Genomic DNA, 13628 nt, shown 5'->3' on the forward strand with positions numbered 1-13628 from the left:
AATGACCCTGATTGCCTGCCCTACTTGCCAAAAGAAAACGCCTTGGTCCGAAGAAAACAAAGACAGACCTTTTTGCAGTGCAAAATGCAAGCTAATCGATCTAGGGGAATGGGCAAGTGAAAGCTATGCGATTCCACAACAAACCTCAGAGGAAGACGATATTTTTTCTGAGGACTTAGCGATGGACCCTAATAAGTCGTTTCTCTAACTTAACTAATAAGATACGGATTATCTACAATGGGACTGACTGATTTCTCAAGCCACAAAGCCTTGCTCATAGAAGACATGGCCGAAGCCAGAATAATGCAAAAAAAGATGCTAACCGACTTTGGTTTCCAATCGATTGATATCGCCATGAAAGCGGAAACGGCTATCGATCTACTTAAAACACAATCTTTTGACCTTATTCTATCGGATTACAATCTAGGCAATGGCAAAGATGGTCAGCAGCTACTTGAAGAAGTACGACATTCCAAACTTATCCCAAATACCGCAACGTATTTAATGGTTACCGCCGAAACCTCGATTGAAATGGTGATGGGTGCAATTGAATTTCAGCCGGATGGTTATATTACCAAACCTTTTTCACAAGCGCTATTACAACGCCGACTTGGAAAGCTTTTAGAAATGAAAGCCAAACTAAAACAGGTCAATATTGCACTTGATAAAAAAGACTTCCCTAAAGCCATCGAAGAAGCCTATAAGGTCATCGAAGTGCACCCTTCTCTAGAAGGAAAATGCCATCGAGTCATCGGTGAATGCTACTTAGAGATGAAAGAATACCGACAAGCAAAAGAGATTTTTGCGAGCGTGTTAAAAAATCGAAAAATGCCTTGGGCAGTCTTCGGTGAAGCCAGAGCCTGCTTCTACCTTAATCAACTAGAGCAATCTGAAAGCAAGTTCCGTCAATTAATGCTCGACAACCGTTTCTTTGTCAGCGCTTATGATTGGTTGGCCAAGATTAAAATTGCACAAAAAGACAATGCGGCAGCACAAGCCATTTTAATTGACGCGATTGAACGCTCGCCAAAAAACCTATTACGTCAGATGGAGCTGGGCAAACTCAGTTTAATCATTAAGGACTACAATACCGCGGAATTGGCGTTTAGACGCGCGGTATCGCTGGCCAAACACTCTTGCTATAACACGGCTGAAATATATTTAAATCATCTCTCTACTTTCGCCAAACTGTCAGAAGAAGCCCCTCTTTCATCACGCCAGAAAGAAACGTTTCAGTCTACATTGAAAAAAATACACCAATTGTTTTTTGATGACCCTGCGGTGAGAGCACAAACTTACTCCTATGAGACTGATATTTACCTTAACAGCAAAGACCCCAACAATGCGAAGAACACTCTTCAGCTATGGATTCGTGATGTGGAAACAGGCATAGCACTGGCTCCGACCAATCAGCAAAACACCCACTATAAACTCGTTCTTGAAGGTTAATCATGAAAAAGATGGACATAAGCACAATTCTTGCCAGCGCCATACATGAAAGCAAAAACCAAGTAGGCACTCTTCTTTATCAACTGCAAGGCCTCAAGGAAGCGCTACCAAGCAATAATGCTAACGAATCTAAAGTCACCATGATTGAAGAGTCGCTTAAAAAGCTAAACGACGAATGGGTGGAATATCTTTATCTCTACAGACTCGCATCTAATGGTTATGAGCTGCACGTAGACACTTTTTTACTGGATGAGTTTTTAGACGACCAAGTGTTCGCATTATTAGCGTCCGCTAATGCCAAACACCTTGATCTAAGCTATCACTGTGAAAAGAGTCTAACCGGTACTTTCGATGAACGCTTAATGACCGCGGTCGTGGGAACCGCTGTCTACAATGCACTGCGCTTCGCGAAATCCAAAATTGAAATCCACGCCAGCATCGAAAAAAACTTTTTGGTGATCAGCGTTGAAGACGATGGCCAAGGCTTTAAAGCCACACCAGAAGACGAAGATACCCTGAACTCCAACACGGGATTGGGGCTTTATTTTGCCCAGCTGTCTGCCAACGCTCATGTGTGCAATGAGGCGGAGGGTTATATCAAAAAAGAGCAATCCACATCATTAGGCGGTGCAAAACTCGCGATTTATCTGCCTCAATAAATCGCTTTCATCGGCTGTCTTATAGGCTTTTAGCGCCTGTTAAGGGAGAAAAATTTCAAATCGACTACCGCCTAGCACTGACTCATTATTCAAATGAACCCAGCCACGCTGTTCACGGTTTTGATGCATGTTGGCAACCAGGTAACAATAATACCAACCCAGCATCTGATTGGTTAATCCCGAGAAATCTTGCTGTTCTATTATTTCTGAGAAGTGCTGAAGACGCTCTTCTGGATACCCCCTGCCGTTATCATCAATGATGATTTTGGTGCCATCTTCGGTTTTCTGTAAATCAATTTGAATAACGCCGTCGCTATAGCGGATGGCATTAACAATGGCGATGTCCAAAATATGGCTGACCAAATTGATGTCCACATAGCCACTAATGTCATCATTGGCAATGACCTTGATCGTGACCCCAACGCGGCGACAGAGAACGTCATGAGAAATCACTTGCTCCTCAATAAGCTCTAATAAGTAGGCATCAGTCAATCGAAAGGTGAGTTCATTTTTTTCGAGCAGATACAAGTTATGCAATTGCTCTATACCATTCTGCATACGACTAATTTCATAGTGAATGGAGGTTAAATCTGTCTCTTCTGGCGTCTTGGAGGATGAGCCCAACGGCATTTTCTCCAACGTATGCTGTAATAAATTCACAGATTGTTTCATGTCATTCATAGAGGCTATCATGACATGATGAAATTCATTTTTTATCGAGTCTCTCATGCTGAATCCTGAGGGTTATATTTTGTAATAAATGTTTTAAGCGTTTGGAGACGAGAGAACTGTTTATGATTCTCTCCCACATGATTCAACCGTTGAAAGGCTTGATGACATCGTTCTAATAGCCTGTCACTGCCTTGATCCGCTGCCATTTTTTTAATCACTGTTTGCACCAAGTTTAAATTAAGACCTGGGTGGTTAGGAGAGATTAAGAGTGCCTCTTCAAACACGGCAAGGGCCTCATCGTACTCTTGTTTCGCATAGTGATTTAACGCCTTAAAATTGAGCGCTTTAGTTTTTGCTCGAGCCCCCATAGGAAGCGGCTCATCAATAAAGTCCAAAATAGCCTGCTCTTGCTCTGACGATAGCTGTTGAACAGTGCCTTCAGATTGCCATTGGGCATTTGCCTCTTCTTTCTTGCCTGCCAAGTAAAGTGTTTTACCTAATTGAACCGAAATGTCAGGCGTTTTTAATTCAGGGGCTTCTTCGATCATTTTAATCGCGGCGTCTAAGCTTGCTAGCGCCTGCTTAGCATGACCTTGAATGCTGTATAATCGGCTTTCACAAAGGGCTTTTTTGAGACGCACATCATGTTGATCTGAATACTTTTTAGAGACTCTATTAAGAACCAGCAACGCATCGTCGGTCATTTTTTTACGCTCTCTACCTTCTAGCTCGACCGATGCCTCAGACAACAAATCAGCCAACTGGAAATATTGCTCTGGTGATTCATTAATCGTGTTCGCCGTCAGCTTCAATGCCAGATTACTGGCCTTGACCGCACTGTGAACATCACCATTCTCGCAACTCAACTCCATCATCTTTTTTTGTCGCAGCGCCACCAAGGGAGACAGTTTGACGCTTTCCTCTAGCGCTTGCTGAGCTTGACTAAAGCGCCCTTTTTTCTCAAAGCAAAAGGCCAACAAATCGTACCCTGTGGTGCTCTGTGGAAAGCTTTTTAATGTTGACTCTAAGCACTGAATCGCAGTATCCCAATCATGGCGACCAATATGCATTTTGGCCATGCCTAGCATCGCCCAATCAATATCGCGAGATTCTAACTCAGTGCTACAAAGTTGCGTCAGCGCTTGCCAAGATTCTGTGGCCAAGAAAGCATCCACCAAGGCTTTTTTACACCAAATAGAGTAGCGACCTTGGCCCGCAATATGTTCCTCACATAACCGTTGCAACTGAGGGTAGTCTTTCTTTGCTTGAGCTTCTTTCATGTTCGCAAGCGCCTCATTTTGCGCAAACAAACGCTCTAACCTTTTGCTTAACACTCCCTGAGTAAATGGCTTACCAAGGTACTCATCAGGGTGTGACTCCATAATGCCAAATACCACATCGCGACTTGTTTCTGCGGAAATCACAATGAAAATAGCATCACTTTTTAATAATTTAAGTTGCCGTAATTCTTCTAAAACTTGCTGGCCATTTTTGCCATGGCCTAACCGGAAATCACACAATACCAAGTCATATTTTCGCGCACGGCACGCCTCAATCACCCCTTTCCCTGTGGAAGTTTGGTCGACTAAGGCGAAGCCAAGCGCCACTAGCATCTGCCGTATGGATTGTCGGGAGTTTTCAAACTCATCCGCCACCAGCGCAGAATAGCTCCCATAGGAAAGAGCGTTTTTAATGGGCCCAGATCGTATCCGTGTATTTATGTCTACCATAGTCTCTCTTTTAGTTTGTTGATTTCAGATGACTGACTAATAACTGCCCAGCGTCTTGAATATGCTTTTTTAGCAGTGATAATGCCGACGAGTGATCACCCGACTCAATCAATTCAAGTAATACTGCATGCTCTTTTTGACTGTGGTCTTTGTAGTTCATTGGCCCATATTGGAAGCCCAAATAACGGCTGGCTTGCTGATTTAGGGAACACACTGTCTTGTATAAGGTTGGTCTATTAGCAGGAAAATACAAGATCTTATGGAACGCCCAGTTTAATTCCCCTTTTTCCAGTAAGGTGAGTCGGGCGTTATCCAATAACCCTAAGGTGGCTTTGGCACGCCCAATATCATCCGCTTGAATACCCTCAAACGCATAAGAAAAAAGTCTGGGCTCAAGATCTGCACGCATCAAATAAAGATCTTCTGCTTCTTGCCAGTTCAGATCTGGGATAATGTGCCCAGCTTTACCATGAGGAACCAACCAGCCCTCTGCTTTCAATTGCAAAAGCGCATCACGAACTGGAATGCGACTCACCCCATAACGATCAGATAATTCCACTTGCCTTAATGGACGTCCAACGGGCAATCGGTTGTTTAATATATCGTCCTTTATTTTTTGATACAGTAGCATTGACTCAACCTCTAGTTACTTTTTGTAAGTTTGGCTGCTAACAAGAAGACACTACCCAATACAATCCCCCAAAAAGCAGACGCAATTCCCGCAAAAGATACGCCAGAGACGGTTACTAAAAAGGTAACTAAGGCCGCTTCACGGTACTGATCATTAGACACCGCACTTTTTAAATTCATACCTATGGTCCCTAATAAAGCAATGCCCGCCAATGCCGCTATCATGCTTTTTGGAAACACTGAAAACAGAGCAACCACCGAGGTACCCGCTAATCCAGCAAGCAGATAAAAAAGCCCTGCAGATAAACCCGCAATATAACGTCGCTTAGGGTCCCGATGGCACTCATCGCCCGAGCAAATCGCCGCGGTGATGGCGGCCAAATTAAACGCAAAGCCACCCAAAGGCGCCAACACAACAGAAGCAAGCCCTGTCCAGCTGATCAAGGGAGACACTGGTGTGTGGTATTGACTGCTGCGCATAACCGCAACACCGGGGATATTTTGTGAGGTCATAGTGACGATAAACAGAGGAATACCAATGCCAATCAAAGCATTCACATTCCACTCAGGCCACACCCATACAAATTGACCTACAGACAGCGGAATATGGCTCAACATAGCATCATCCGAACGTACGACGCTCAAAATAACACCGACTATAAACACAATCAAAATCACGTAACGAGGCAAAAAATACTTAACCACCAAATACGTCACCAACATGGCCGCCACTAAAAATGTGTCTGTTTTTAACGACTCAAAAATCCCCAAACCGAACTTAAACAGTACCCCTGCCAACATCGCACAAGCAATGGGCAAAGGCACTAACCGCATTAATCGATCAAATAAACCTGTGACGCCAGTAAGCAGCGTTAAGGCGCCGGCAAAGATAAACACGCCAATAGACTCTGCGTATGTGATCTGCCCCAAACTGGTTGCCAATAACGCGGCCCCAGGCGTAGACCAAGCCGTAATAACCGGGGCTTTATACCACAAGGAAAGAAAGAAACAGCTCGCCCCCATGCCAAGCCCTAGGGCCATGATCCAAGAAACAATTGTGTGTGAATCTGCCCCCGACGCCTGAGCAGCTTGAAAAACAATGGCAACAGAACTCGCAAAGCCAACCAATACCGCAATAAAACCAGCCACCACGGCACTAAGACTTATATCTTTGAATACAGACAACGCTTATCTCCCCAATCTAGTTTTTCATTAGCACCACTATATTTCAAAAAATATATTTTTGTATACATTTTTAACTGATCGACCTAAAAACAAAAAAGCCGTCACCATGCTTTGTAGGATAATTTCAAAAAATATTTTTTTGTATACATTTTTAACTGATCGACCTAAAAACAAAAAAGCCGTCACCATGCTTTGTGGGATAATTTCAAAAAATATTTTTTTGTATACATTTTTAACTGATCGACCTAAAAACAAAAAAGCCGTCACCATGCTTTGCATGATAAACGGCTTTGCGGTGGTCCACTTTTGTTGGCGATAACGCCCTGTATTGCTTTGCTTTTTATTAGGCTTCTTTTATTGACCTAGGTAAGCATTCAAAAATGCTTTGGTTCGTGTTTCTTTAGGGTCTGTAAAAATTGCTTCCGGCTTGCCTTCTTCCACAATGTTCCCGTTATCAAAAAAGCACACCCGATCACTGATTTCGCGAGCAAAATACATTTCATGGGTCACCAAGAGCATAGTGAAGCTTTGCTCTTTGGCTAAGTTTCTAATCACATCCAGCACTTCATCCACTAACTCTGGGTCTAAGGCCGATGTGATCTCATCCAATAATAAAATAGAAGGACGCATGGCCAGTGCCCTAGCAATACCAACGCGTTGTTTTTGTCCTCCCGATAAGTCATTTGGGTAACTGTCTGCCTTATCTGATAAGCCCACTAACTCCAATAGCTCTTCTGCAGATTTTTCCGCCTCTTGTCGAGACAAACCCTTAACTCGCATTGGTGCTTCGGTGATATTGCGCTTTACCGTCATATGAGGAAATAAGTTAAAATGCTGAAACACCATACCTAACTGATCACGCATTTTATGCAAATGCTTGTTAGAAGCCGGCACATAGGCTCCATTCCACAACATATGCCACAACGACTCCCCTCCAACATTAATGTAACCACCATCAATCCCTTCAAGAGTCATCAAAATCCTCAGCAAAGTACTCTTTCCTGATCCACTGGGGCCAATGATGGAGACAATTTCATTCTCTTCAACACGAAAATTAAAACCGTCGAAAATGGTGGTGTCACCAAACTTCTTTTGTACATTTTTAAATTCAATAATAGGCTGACTCATCGCAAGTTAAATCCTTCTTTTGGAAAACGCCTTTCAATGTGATGGATACTGTAGGCCGCCAACAAACTGAAACATAAGTACAAAACCCCAACTAGGGTAAAAGGCTCTAGGTAGCGGAAATTTTCAGAACCGATAATTTTTGCCACTTGCAGCATTTCCAATAATGTAATGGCCGATAACTGTGGGGTTTCCTTAAACATGGCAATAATGTAATTGCCCGTGGCGGGGATCATAGGGCGAATTGCTTGAGGTAAAATGATGTCTTTATAAGTGTCTAGCGTGGTTAGATTCAGCGCTCGTGAAGCCTCCCATTGGCCTTTATCTACGCCTTCAATTCCGCTGCGAAACACCTCAGACAAGTAGGCTCCATAGTGCACACCAAGGGCGATTACCCCGGTCACTAAGGGCGACATACTGATGCCAAACTCAGGCATGACGTAATACAAAAAGAATATTTGAATGAGCAAAGGAGTACTGCGGATAAACTCCATCAACCAATACACGACAATGCGTATTAGTTTGCTCGGACCACGTCTTAATAGGGCAAAAATCAAGCCCACTGTGACCGCCAATAAACTGCCTAATAAAGTGGCTAACAAGGTTACTTTTGCCGCCGATAATATCATTGGCAAGACTTGCCAAACAAAAGCCCAATCCCAGGTAAGTTCAATCATTAGTTCACCCCTCCGCGGCCTAAACCTCTGCTTAGACGCTTTTCAAGATAGCGAAAAAATAGGGATAAACACTGAGCGATAGCGAAATATAACACCAACACAACGCCAAAAATCTCACCCACTTGCAATGTCATGTCAGCCAATGATTTGGCCTTAAAGGTTAGATCTGCGATTGTGATCAGAGAGACCAGCGAAGTGGCTTTGACCAATTCAATAGACAAATTGCCAAAGGGAGGAATCATATTAACGAGAGCTTGCGGCAGAATAATATACACTAAGCGCTGCGATGCTGAAAAATTCAATGCGACCGACGCCTCATACTGCCCTTTAGGTACTGCCTGAATAGCACCCCGAACCACTTCTGTGCCATAAGCGCCTATGTTTAAACCAAGCGCAAGGACACCGGCGGTTAAAGCATCAATTGAAACGCCAAAGAAAGGCAGCACAAAATAAATCCAATACAACTGAATCAATGCAGAAGTGCCACGGAAAAATTCTATGTATACAATAGCCAACTGTTTAAAAGGAGCTGGGGCATAGAGTCTAATCAAGCCAAAAACAAACGCCATCAAAGCCGCCAGCGGCAGAGCCATGGCCACGATCTGAATCGTGACCACGGCTCCCTGGAGTAGTACGGAGACAATTTCTCCAAGTTCCATTGCAACAACTCCCTATTATTGGCAAAGCGCTGCGGTGGTCACATCGCCTGGCAATGTGTATTTACCAAAACCATATGGTTTCACCAAAGCAAGATGTTCTTTACTACCAATAAAGCTCGCTAATTGCTGGTTGAAAGCATCACGCAACGTCTCGTCCCCTGGGCGGAAACCAAACGCGCCATAACCTTTAACGGATTTACCTTTAATAATTAAATCATCAAACGGCTGAGCCAATTCGACATGACTGTCTTTGTTAGCCAACGTCGCCATAGTAAGGCTAGTGCCTGCAAGGGCATCGATACGGCCAGCTTTCAATGCCGCCACACCGGATGGGTAATCTGGTAAAGTGACAATTTTGTTCATGGCAATGCCAAAGTCTCTTGCATAACCATACTCTACCGCGCCAGACATAACGCCCAGCTTCACTGATTTTTCTTTTACATCAGCGTAACCATTTAGTTTTTCTGGGTTGCCATTTTTGACGATAAAACCTTCACCAATGCTGTACGTCGGATTTGAGAAGAGTACCTGTCGGCAGCGCTTTGGGGTGACATACATACCGGCAGCAATCAAATCAAATCGCCCTGCTCGCAACCCTGGGATCAAAGCCCCAAACTCAGTCACGACAACCTTAATGTTTTTCACACCCAACTCATGAAGCACATGAACCGCAATACTAGGGGCTTCACCTGCCGGCTTTCCATCCGATGTGGTATAGCCATAAGGCACTTCATTGGCAACACCGATTGTCACACTGCTTTTTTCTTTAATGGTGCTCAAGGTGTCTGCTGATGCAGAAACGGTGACAAAAGAAAGCACCAAACTAATTAGAGATATAAGATATTTATTTACAAAAAAACTCATAAAGGACCTCTTCCATTGTGGTTCGTTAACATTTCTTATACATTTTCCCTTATTACACTAAATAAATTGAAGGAACTATTCAAGAATTAATTAGTCCTGTAATATTTTTAACTGTTATCTTATTTCGTCTATTTTTACTGATTTCACCTCGCCTTATGTCCTATTTCTGCTGCCACGGTATAATGTGAACTCCAGCCAAGATCAAACATGACAAGATTGTGCAAACCACCTATTAAATTTGCATATCGAGATATATCGATATAAGTTAACTCCATCTGCTTAGGTTAAAGAAATGACTCAGAACGATTTAGATAGCATCATCAAAGCGCTTTCGAACCCCGCGCGCCGTGATATTTTAGCGTGGCTCAAATCGCCAGAAATTGAGTTTCCAGAACAATGCAGCAACTACGAACATGGCGTTTGTGTCGGACAAATATTTGAAAAAGCCGGTCTATCTCAATCTACCGTGTCATCACATTTAGCCAATCTTCAACGGGCTGGTCTGGTCAGTTCAAAACGACAAGGTCAATGGGTTTATTACCAACGGAATGAAGAGTGTATTGCAGAATTTGCAGACTATTTAAAACAAACTTTATAAATATGGAGCCGTCATGTCTCAGCTATTCGAACCTATTACGGTAGGCCAATTAGAACTTAAAAACCGTATTATCATGTCCCCTCTCACACGCTGCCGCGCGAGTGAAGGAAGAGTACCAAACGATTTAATGGTCGAATATTACACTCAACGCGCTTCTGCTGGCTTAATCATCAGTGAAGCAACGTCTGTTGACCCAATGGGCGTTGGCTACCCTGATACACCGGGCATTTGGTCTGATGAGCAAGTTGAAGGCTGGAAGAAAATCACCCACGCTATTCATGAAAAAGGCGGAAAAATTGTTCTACAATTATGGCATGTAGGGCGCATTTCTGACCCTGTCTATTTAAATGGTGAACAACCTGTTGCACCAAGCGCCATCGCAGCACAAGGGCATGTCAGCTTAGTCCGCCCTATTAAAGCCTTTGTAGAACCGAGAGCGCTGGAAACTGACGAAATCAAACACATCGTTGAAGCCTACCGTGTAGGCGCAGAAAACGCTAAAAAAGCCGGTTTCGATGGTGTAGAAATTCATGGCGCGAATGGCTATTTGCCTGACCAATTTTTGCAATCGTCCACTAATCACCGTGATGATCAATACGGTGGCAGCTTAGAAAACAGAGCCAGATTCTTACTTGAGATTACTGACGCCGCCATTGACGTCTGGGGTGCTGATCGCGTTGGGGTTCACTTATCACCTCGTTGCGATGCTCATGATATGGGCGATGATAACCCAAGCGAAACATTCGGCTATGTTGCCAAAGCTCTAGCAGAAAGAAATATCGCCTTTATTTTCACCAGAGAGCATTTTAATGAGCCTGGTTTGACAGCCCAAATCAAAGAACAATTTGGCGGCGTCGTCATAGGCAATGAAGCGTTAACAAAAGCACAAGCAGAAGGACTAATCAAAAGTAACACCATTGATGCGGTTGCCTTTGGTAAAGCCTACATAGCCAATCCTGACCTTGTCACACGACTTGAGCAAGATACTGAACTCAATGAACTGGACACCAACACCATGTATGGTTCTGGTCCAGCTGGCTACACTGATTATCCGTTTTTAGAAACAGAAACAGCTTAATTCAGAAACATTGTAAGCTAAATAAAAATACCAGATTAAGAAGACATTGAATTAGATTTTATGTTTTCGATCTGGTATTTTTTTGCCCGCCTATTGCGCTTGGAGTCACAGACAAAGGTTCACGGCCACTTATGACCGTTTCATAGGAATCACCAAAACCTATAGTTGGCTTTTGTAATGATTACTTACCAATGCTGAACTTCTGAGAATCCAAAATCTAAGCTATCAATATTTTTCATTGCCTGATCGTGAATGTAACGCGTCAAGTAAAGTCTGGAAAGTCCAAACAGATAAAATTGATAGCTCAGTAAATCCATTTCTAATAAATATAGAGTAGGCGCTTGCTTCTAAATCTTTAAGTATCTTAGCTAAGAAATGAGAACCTAAGGCCGCTGAGCCTTCAAACCGTCTATAAATATTCTTACATATTGATCGAAACTGTCGTCCAACGGATTATCATAGCCATTTTGCCACCTTAGAACAAAAGCTTGATTCAACATAGTCGGAAGATGCTTTACTAAGTGTGGGTAACTTGCTTCACTTAGCTCCTCGGCGCCTGTACGCAATGCTTCTTCCCACTCCGCTTGATCTTCCTTTGGTAATTGCCCAAACTCCATTGAAGCAAAACCACACATACAAGAGATGACACTATTGTATAAAGGAACTATCTGTTTTGATGAGAAACCGGCCTGCTCAAGCGCACCTAAGATGCCCTCTAACAATGCAGGCTCTTGATAAGCGTTAGAGAGCAAGCGGCCACCTATAAGCTCTGCCATGTAAGGTCTTTGCTTCACCATTTCACGGTAGTTATAAAAGAGTTGATGTAACCAAACATCCCAAGCCAGACTCTGTTCCTGAGGCGGCACAGCTGCCATAGCATCGCTCATAAGCTCACCTAACAAGGCATTTTTATTCTTAAAGTACCAGTAGATCGCGGATGGATAAGTTTCCATGTTTCTCGCAACATCTCGGATACTAAAAGCATCAATGCCCTTTTCAGCAATCAAACTTAATGCGACATGCATAATGCTATCTTTCGATAAAGATACTGTATTCTCTTTTCTTTTCATCTATTCAATAAAACCTTCGAGAGCTAGGGAGCAAGCAGCTCCTTAGATGCATTAAATACCCCACGTATTGGATAAGTATCATAGACGATATGAAGTTTGCTAATTAGACCTGTAGTTGAACAGATCTCCAGCACATCCACCACATCGAAAGGTGCAGGTTCGCCATCGGCCAACACCCAATCAAAATGAAACCAAATAGAGATCAATTTAGTTTCTGATGACACACTACTCCCTTCCATTACACCTTTAAGAGTAAGCTTTGAGGTAGATGTGTCTTTAAAAAGTTCTGGATAAAACTCTGCAGCAGATCTCTCACCGTATAAAGGAGAATTCACACAGCCTGCTTTACTAAAAAGAGCCAAAACTTTGGTCGTGCTGGCTTCCTCGAGTGCCTGTAAGTAACTTTTCGCAATTTCTTGTGGAGACATGAGAACCTCATTAGCTTATTGTTCACTGGACAATTGATTGTACACCGAACAATAAACTTAAAGATAGAAACTTTCAAAAATGCGATTCGTAAATTAGTCCAAGCATTATCGGTAACAGTGGCTCCTGCGGAACCATTTCCGCATAAATGCGTACCTACAGTTGGTCATCGGAATTTATTGGATCTGTTGTTTAAAATTAGGGAAGGTTGTGGGTTTGCATTTACGCTGACGCGTCGAGGCACGAGACAGGCACAAGTAAATGAAAGACCATAACCGATCCATCCAATGACCCAGAACAAAAAAAACCTGATAGCGTTAACTATCGGGCTTCTCCTTATTTGACTCTTGATAATGACCTATGCTTATCCCGTTGCGGGACTCTCACATGCGTTCCTTCATAAGAGCCCCACACGGGTGTAAGGTTATTATGCTCTACTCTTTATTTCAGGCATAAAAAAACCCTGGCCAGCTTAGCTGATCAGGGCTTCTCTTTATATAAATCTTGATAACGACCTACTCTCACATGGGATCCCCCACACTACCATCGGCGATGACGCTTTTCACTTCTGAGTTCGGGATGGGATCAGGTGGTTCAACGTCTCTATGATCATCAAGAAAACTGGTATGTTTTATTAGCAATTGGCTAATAAAATCAAATTTTCTTATGCCTGATAATTCAGGACTTCTTAATTATAAGCTTGACGACGACCTACTCTCACATGGGATCCCCCACACTACCATCGGCGATGACGCTTTTCACTTCTGAGTTCGGGATGGGATCAGGTGGTTCAACGTCTCTATGAT

General features: G+C 43.1%; 15 protein-coding genes and 2 rRNA genes. 5 read left to right on the forward strand and 12 right to left on the reverse strand.

All coding sequences use genetic code 11. The annotated features are described in order from the left end of the window. Nucleotide 1 precedes the first annotated feature (1 nt). Genes yacG through E0D71_RS14660 form a run of 3 tightly spaced genes read left to right on the forward strand, consistent with a single transcriptional unit; the run spans nucleotide 2 to nucleotide 2108 of the window. Entirely contained in the window at nucleotides 2–208 is a 207-nt protein-coding gene (gene yacG / locus E0D71_RS14650) for a DNA gyrase inhibitor YacG (RefSeq protein ID WP_133004061.1), read from the forward strand. Nucleotides 209–237: 29 nt separating this feature from the next. Continuing rightward, nucleotides 238–1449 (forward strand): tetratricopeptide repeat-containing response regulator, encoded by a 1212-nt coding sequence (locus E0D71_RS14655; protein ID WP_133004062.1) that lies wholly within the window; start codon nucleotides 238–240, stop codon nucleotides 1447–1449. Nucleotides 1450–1451: 2 nt separating this feature from the next. Next, nucleotides 1452–2108: a HAMP domain-containing sensor histidine kinase gene (locus E0D71_RS14660; RefSeq protein WP_133004063.1), complete on the forward strand. Its 657-nt coding sequence runs from the start codon at nucleotides 1452–1454 to the stop codon at nucleotides 2106–2108. A 39-nt stretch (nucleotides 2109–2147) separates the two neighbouring features. On the opposite strand, the gene E0D71_RS14665 is transcribed toward E0D71_RS14660, so the two are convergent. From E0D71_RS14665 to ehuB, 8 genes are all read right to left on the reverse strand, one after another. Continuing rightward, nucleotides 2148–2837 carry a HAMP domain-containing sensor histidine kinase gene (locus E0D71_RS14665; protein ID WP_133004064.1) on the reverse strand — a complete coding sequence of 230 codons (690 nt, stop codon included), beginning with the start codon at nucleotides 2835–2837 and terminating at the stop codon, nucleotides 2148–2150. Further along, the gene (locus tag E0D71_RS14670; protein WP_133004065.1) at nucleotides 2834–4510 is read right to left on the reverse strand and encodes a tetratricopeptide repeat-containing response regulator; all 1677 of its coding nucleotides are present in this window, start codon (nucleotides 4508–4510) and stop codon (nucleotides 2834–2836) included. The genes E0D71_RS14665 and E0D71_RS14670 overlap by 4 nt, the downstream gene beginning before the upstream one ends. 10 nt (nucleotides 4511–4520) lie before the next feature. After that, nucleotides 4521–5141: a GntR family transcriptional regulator gene (locus E0D71_RS14675; protein ID WP_133004066.1), complete on the reverse strand. Its 621-nt coding sequence runs from the start codon at nucleotides 5139–5141 to the stop codon at nucleotides 4521–4523. An 11-nt stretch (nucleotides 5142–5152) separates the two neighbouring features. After that, entirely contained in the window at nucleotides 5153–6325 is a 1173-nt protein-coding gene (locus E0D71_RS14680; RefSeq protein WP_133004067.1) for a benzoate/H(+) symporter BenE family transporter, read from the reverse strand. 354 nt (nucleotides 6326–6679) lie between these two features. Next, nucleotides 6680–7453, reverse strand: coding sequence for an ectoine/hydroxyectoine ABC transporter ATP-binding protein EhuA (gene ehuA / locus E0D71_RS14685; protein WP_133004068.1), 774 nt, complete (start codon nucleotides 7451–7453; stop codon nucleotides 6680–6682). Continuing rightward, complete coding sequence (ehuD, locus tag E0D71_RS14690; RefSeq protein WP_133004069.1) at nucleotides 7450–8127, reverse strand: ectoine/hydroxyectoine ABC transporter permease subunit EhuD; 678 nt, start codon at nucleotides 8125–8127, stop codon at nucleotides 7450–7452. Before ehuD ends, ehuA begins: the two co-directional genes overlap by 4 nt. After that, a complete protein-coding gene (ehuC, locus tag E0D71_RS14695) occupies nucleotides 8127–8786 on the reverse strand; it encodes an ectoine/hydroxyectoine ABC transporter permease subunit EhuC (RefSeq protein WP_133004070.1) in 660 nt (219 codons plus the stop codon). Before ehuC ends, ehuD begins: the two co-directional genes overlap by 1 nt. Before the next feature lie 15 nt (nucleotides 8787–8801). Further along, complete coding sequence (ehuB, locus tag E0D71_RS14700) at nucleotides 8802–9650, reverse strand: ectoine/hydroxyectoine ABC transporter substrate-binding protein EhuB (protein ID WP_133004071.1); 849 nt, start codon at nucleotides 9648–9650, stop codon at nucleotides 8802–8804. A gap of 292 nt (nucleotides 9651–9942) precedes the next feature. On the opposite strand from ehuB, the gene E0D71_RS14705 reads away from it, so the two are divergent. Both E0D71_RS14705 and E0D71_RS14710 read left to right on the forward strand, forming a co-directional pair. Beyond that, a complete protein-coding gene (locus tag E0D71_RS14705) occupies nucleotides 9943–10248 on the forward strand; it encodes a metalloregulator ArsR/SmtB family transcription factor (RefSeq protein WP_133004072.1) in 306 nt (101 codons plus the stop codon). Between the two features lie 13 nt (nucleotides 10249–10261). Then, nucleotides 10262–11326 carry an alkene reductase gene (locus E0D71_RS14710; protein WP_133004073.1) on the forward strand — a complete coding sequence of 355 codons (1065 nt, stop codon included), beginning with the start codon at nucleotides 10262–10264 and terminating at the stop codon, nucleotides 11324–11326. Nucleotides 11327–11709: 383 nt separating this feature from the next. Here the strand turns inward: E0D71_RS14710 and E0D71_RS14715 are convergent, their stop codons facing one another. The 4 genes from E0D71_RS14715 to rrf (E0D71_RS14730) form a co-directional block, all read right to left on the reverse strand. After that, complete coding sequence (locus tag E0D71_RS14715; RefSeq protein WP_133004074.1) at nucleotides 11710–12396, reverse strand: TetR family transcriptional regulator; 687 nt, start codon at nucleotides 12394–12396, stop codon at nucleotides 11710–11712. Between the two features lie 23 nt (nucleotides 12397–12419). Next, nucleotides 12420–12824: a hypothetical protein gene (locus E0D71_RS14720; protein ID WP_133004075.1), complete on the reverse strand. Its 405-nt coding sequence runs from the start codon at nucleotides 12822–12824 to the stop codon at nucleotides 12420–12422. Nucleotides 12825–13324: 500 nt separating this feature from the next. Beyond that, nucleotides 13325–13439 (reverse strand): 5S ribosomal RNA (gene rrf, locus E0D71_RS14725). 81 nt (nucleotides 13440–13520) lie between these two features. Continuing rightward, nucleotides 13521–13628 (reverse strand): 5S ribosomal RNA (gene rrf / locus E0D71_RS14730); the annotation flags it as partial.

It is taken from the genome of Marinomonas sp. KMM3893, assembly GCF_004352855.1.
Classification (GTDB): Bacteria; Pseudomonadota; Gammaproteobacteria; order Pseudomonadales; family Marinomonadaceae; genus Marinomonas; species Marinomonas arenicola.

Bases quoted from the DNA above. Each gene is read 5' to 3' on its own strand.
- E0D71_RS14660 (WP_133004063.1), top strand. From the start codon at position 1,452: ATGAAAAAGATGGACATAAGCACAATTCTTGCCAGCGCCATACATGAA.
- ehuB (WP_133004071.1), bottom strand. From the start codon at position 9,650: ATGAGTTTTTTTGTAAATAAATATCTTATATCTCTAATTAGTTTGGTG.
- E0D71_RS14655 (WP_133004062.1), top strand. From the start codon at position 238: ATGGGACTGACTGATTTCTCAAGCCACAAAGCCTTGCTCATAGAAGAC.
- yacG (WP_133004061.1), top strand. From the start codon at position 2: ATGACCCTGATTGCCTGCCCTACTTGCCAAAAGAAAACGCCTTGGTCC.
- E0D71_RS14665 (WP_133004064.1), bottom strand. From the start codon at position 2,837: ATGAGAGACTCGATAAAAAATGAATTTCATCATGTCATGATAGCCTCT.
- E0D71_RS14710 (WP_133004073.1), top strand. From the start codon at position 10,262: ATGTCTCAGCTATTCGAACCTATTACGGTAGGCCAATTAGAACTTAAA.
- E0D71_RS14715 (WP_133004074.1), bottom strand. From the start codon at position 12,396: ATGAAAAGAAAAGAGAATACAGTATCTTTATCGAAAGATAGCATTATG.
- E0D71_RS14670 (WP_133004065.1), bottom strand. From the start codon at position 4,510: ATGGTAGACATAAATACACGGATACGATCTGGGCCCATTAAAAACGCT.
- ehuC (WP_133004070.1), bottom strand. From the start codon at position 8,786: ATGGAACTTGGAGAAATTGTCTCCGTACTACTCCAGGGAGCCGTGGTC.
- E0D71_RS14720 (WP_133004075.1), bottom strand. From the start codon at position 12,824: ATGTCTCCACAAGAAATTGCGAAAAGTTACTTACAGGCACTCGAGGAA.
- E0D71_RS14675 (WP_133004066.1), bottom strand. From the start codon at position 5,141: ATGCTACTGTATCAAAAAATAAAGGACGATATATTAAACAACCGATTG.
- ehuA (WP_133004068.1), bottom strand. From the start codon at position 7,453: ATGAGTCAGCCTATTATTGAATTTAAAAATGTACAAAAGAAGTTTGGT.
- E0D71_RS14705 (WP_133004072.1), top strand. From the start codon at position 9,943: ATGACTCAGAACGATTTAGATAGCATCATCAAAGCGCTTTCGAACCCC.
- ehuD (WP_133004069.1), bottom strand. From the start codon at position 8,127: ATGATTGAACTTACCTGGGATTGGGCTTTTGTTTGGCAAGTCTTGCCA.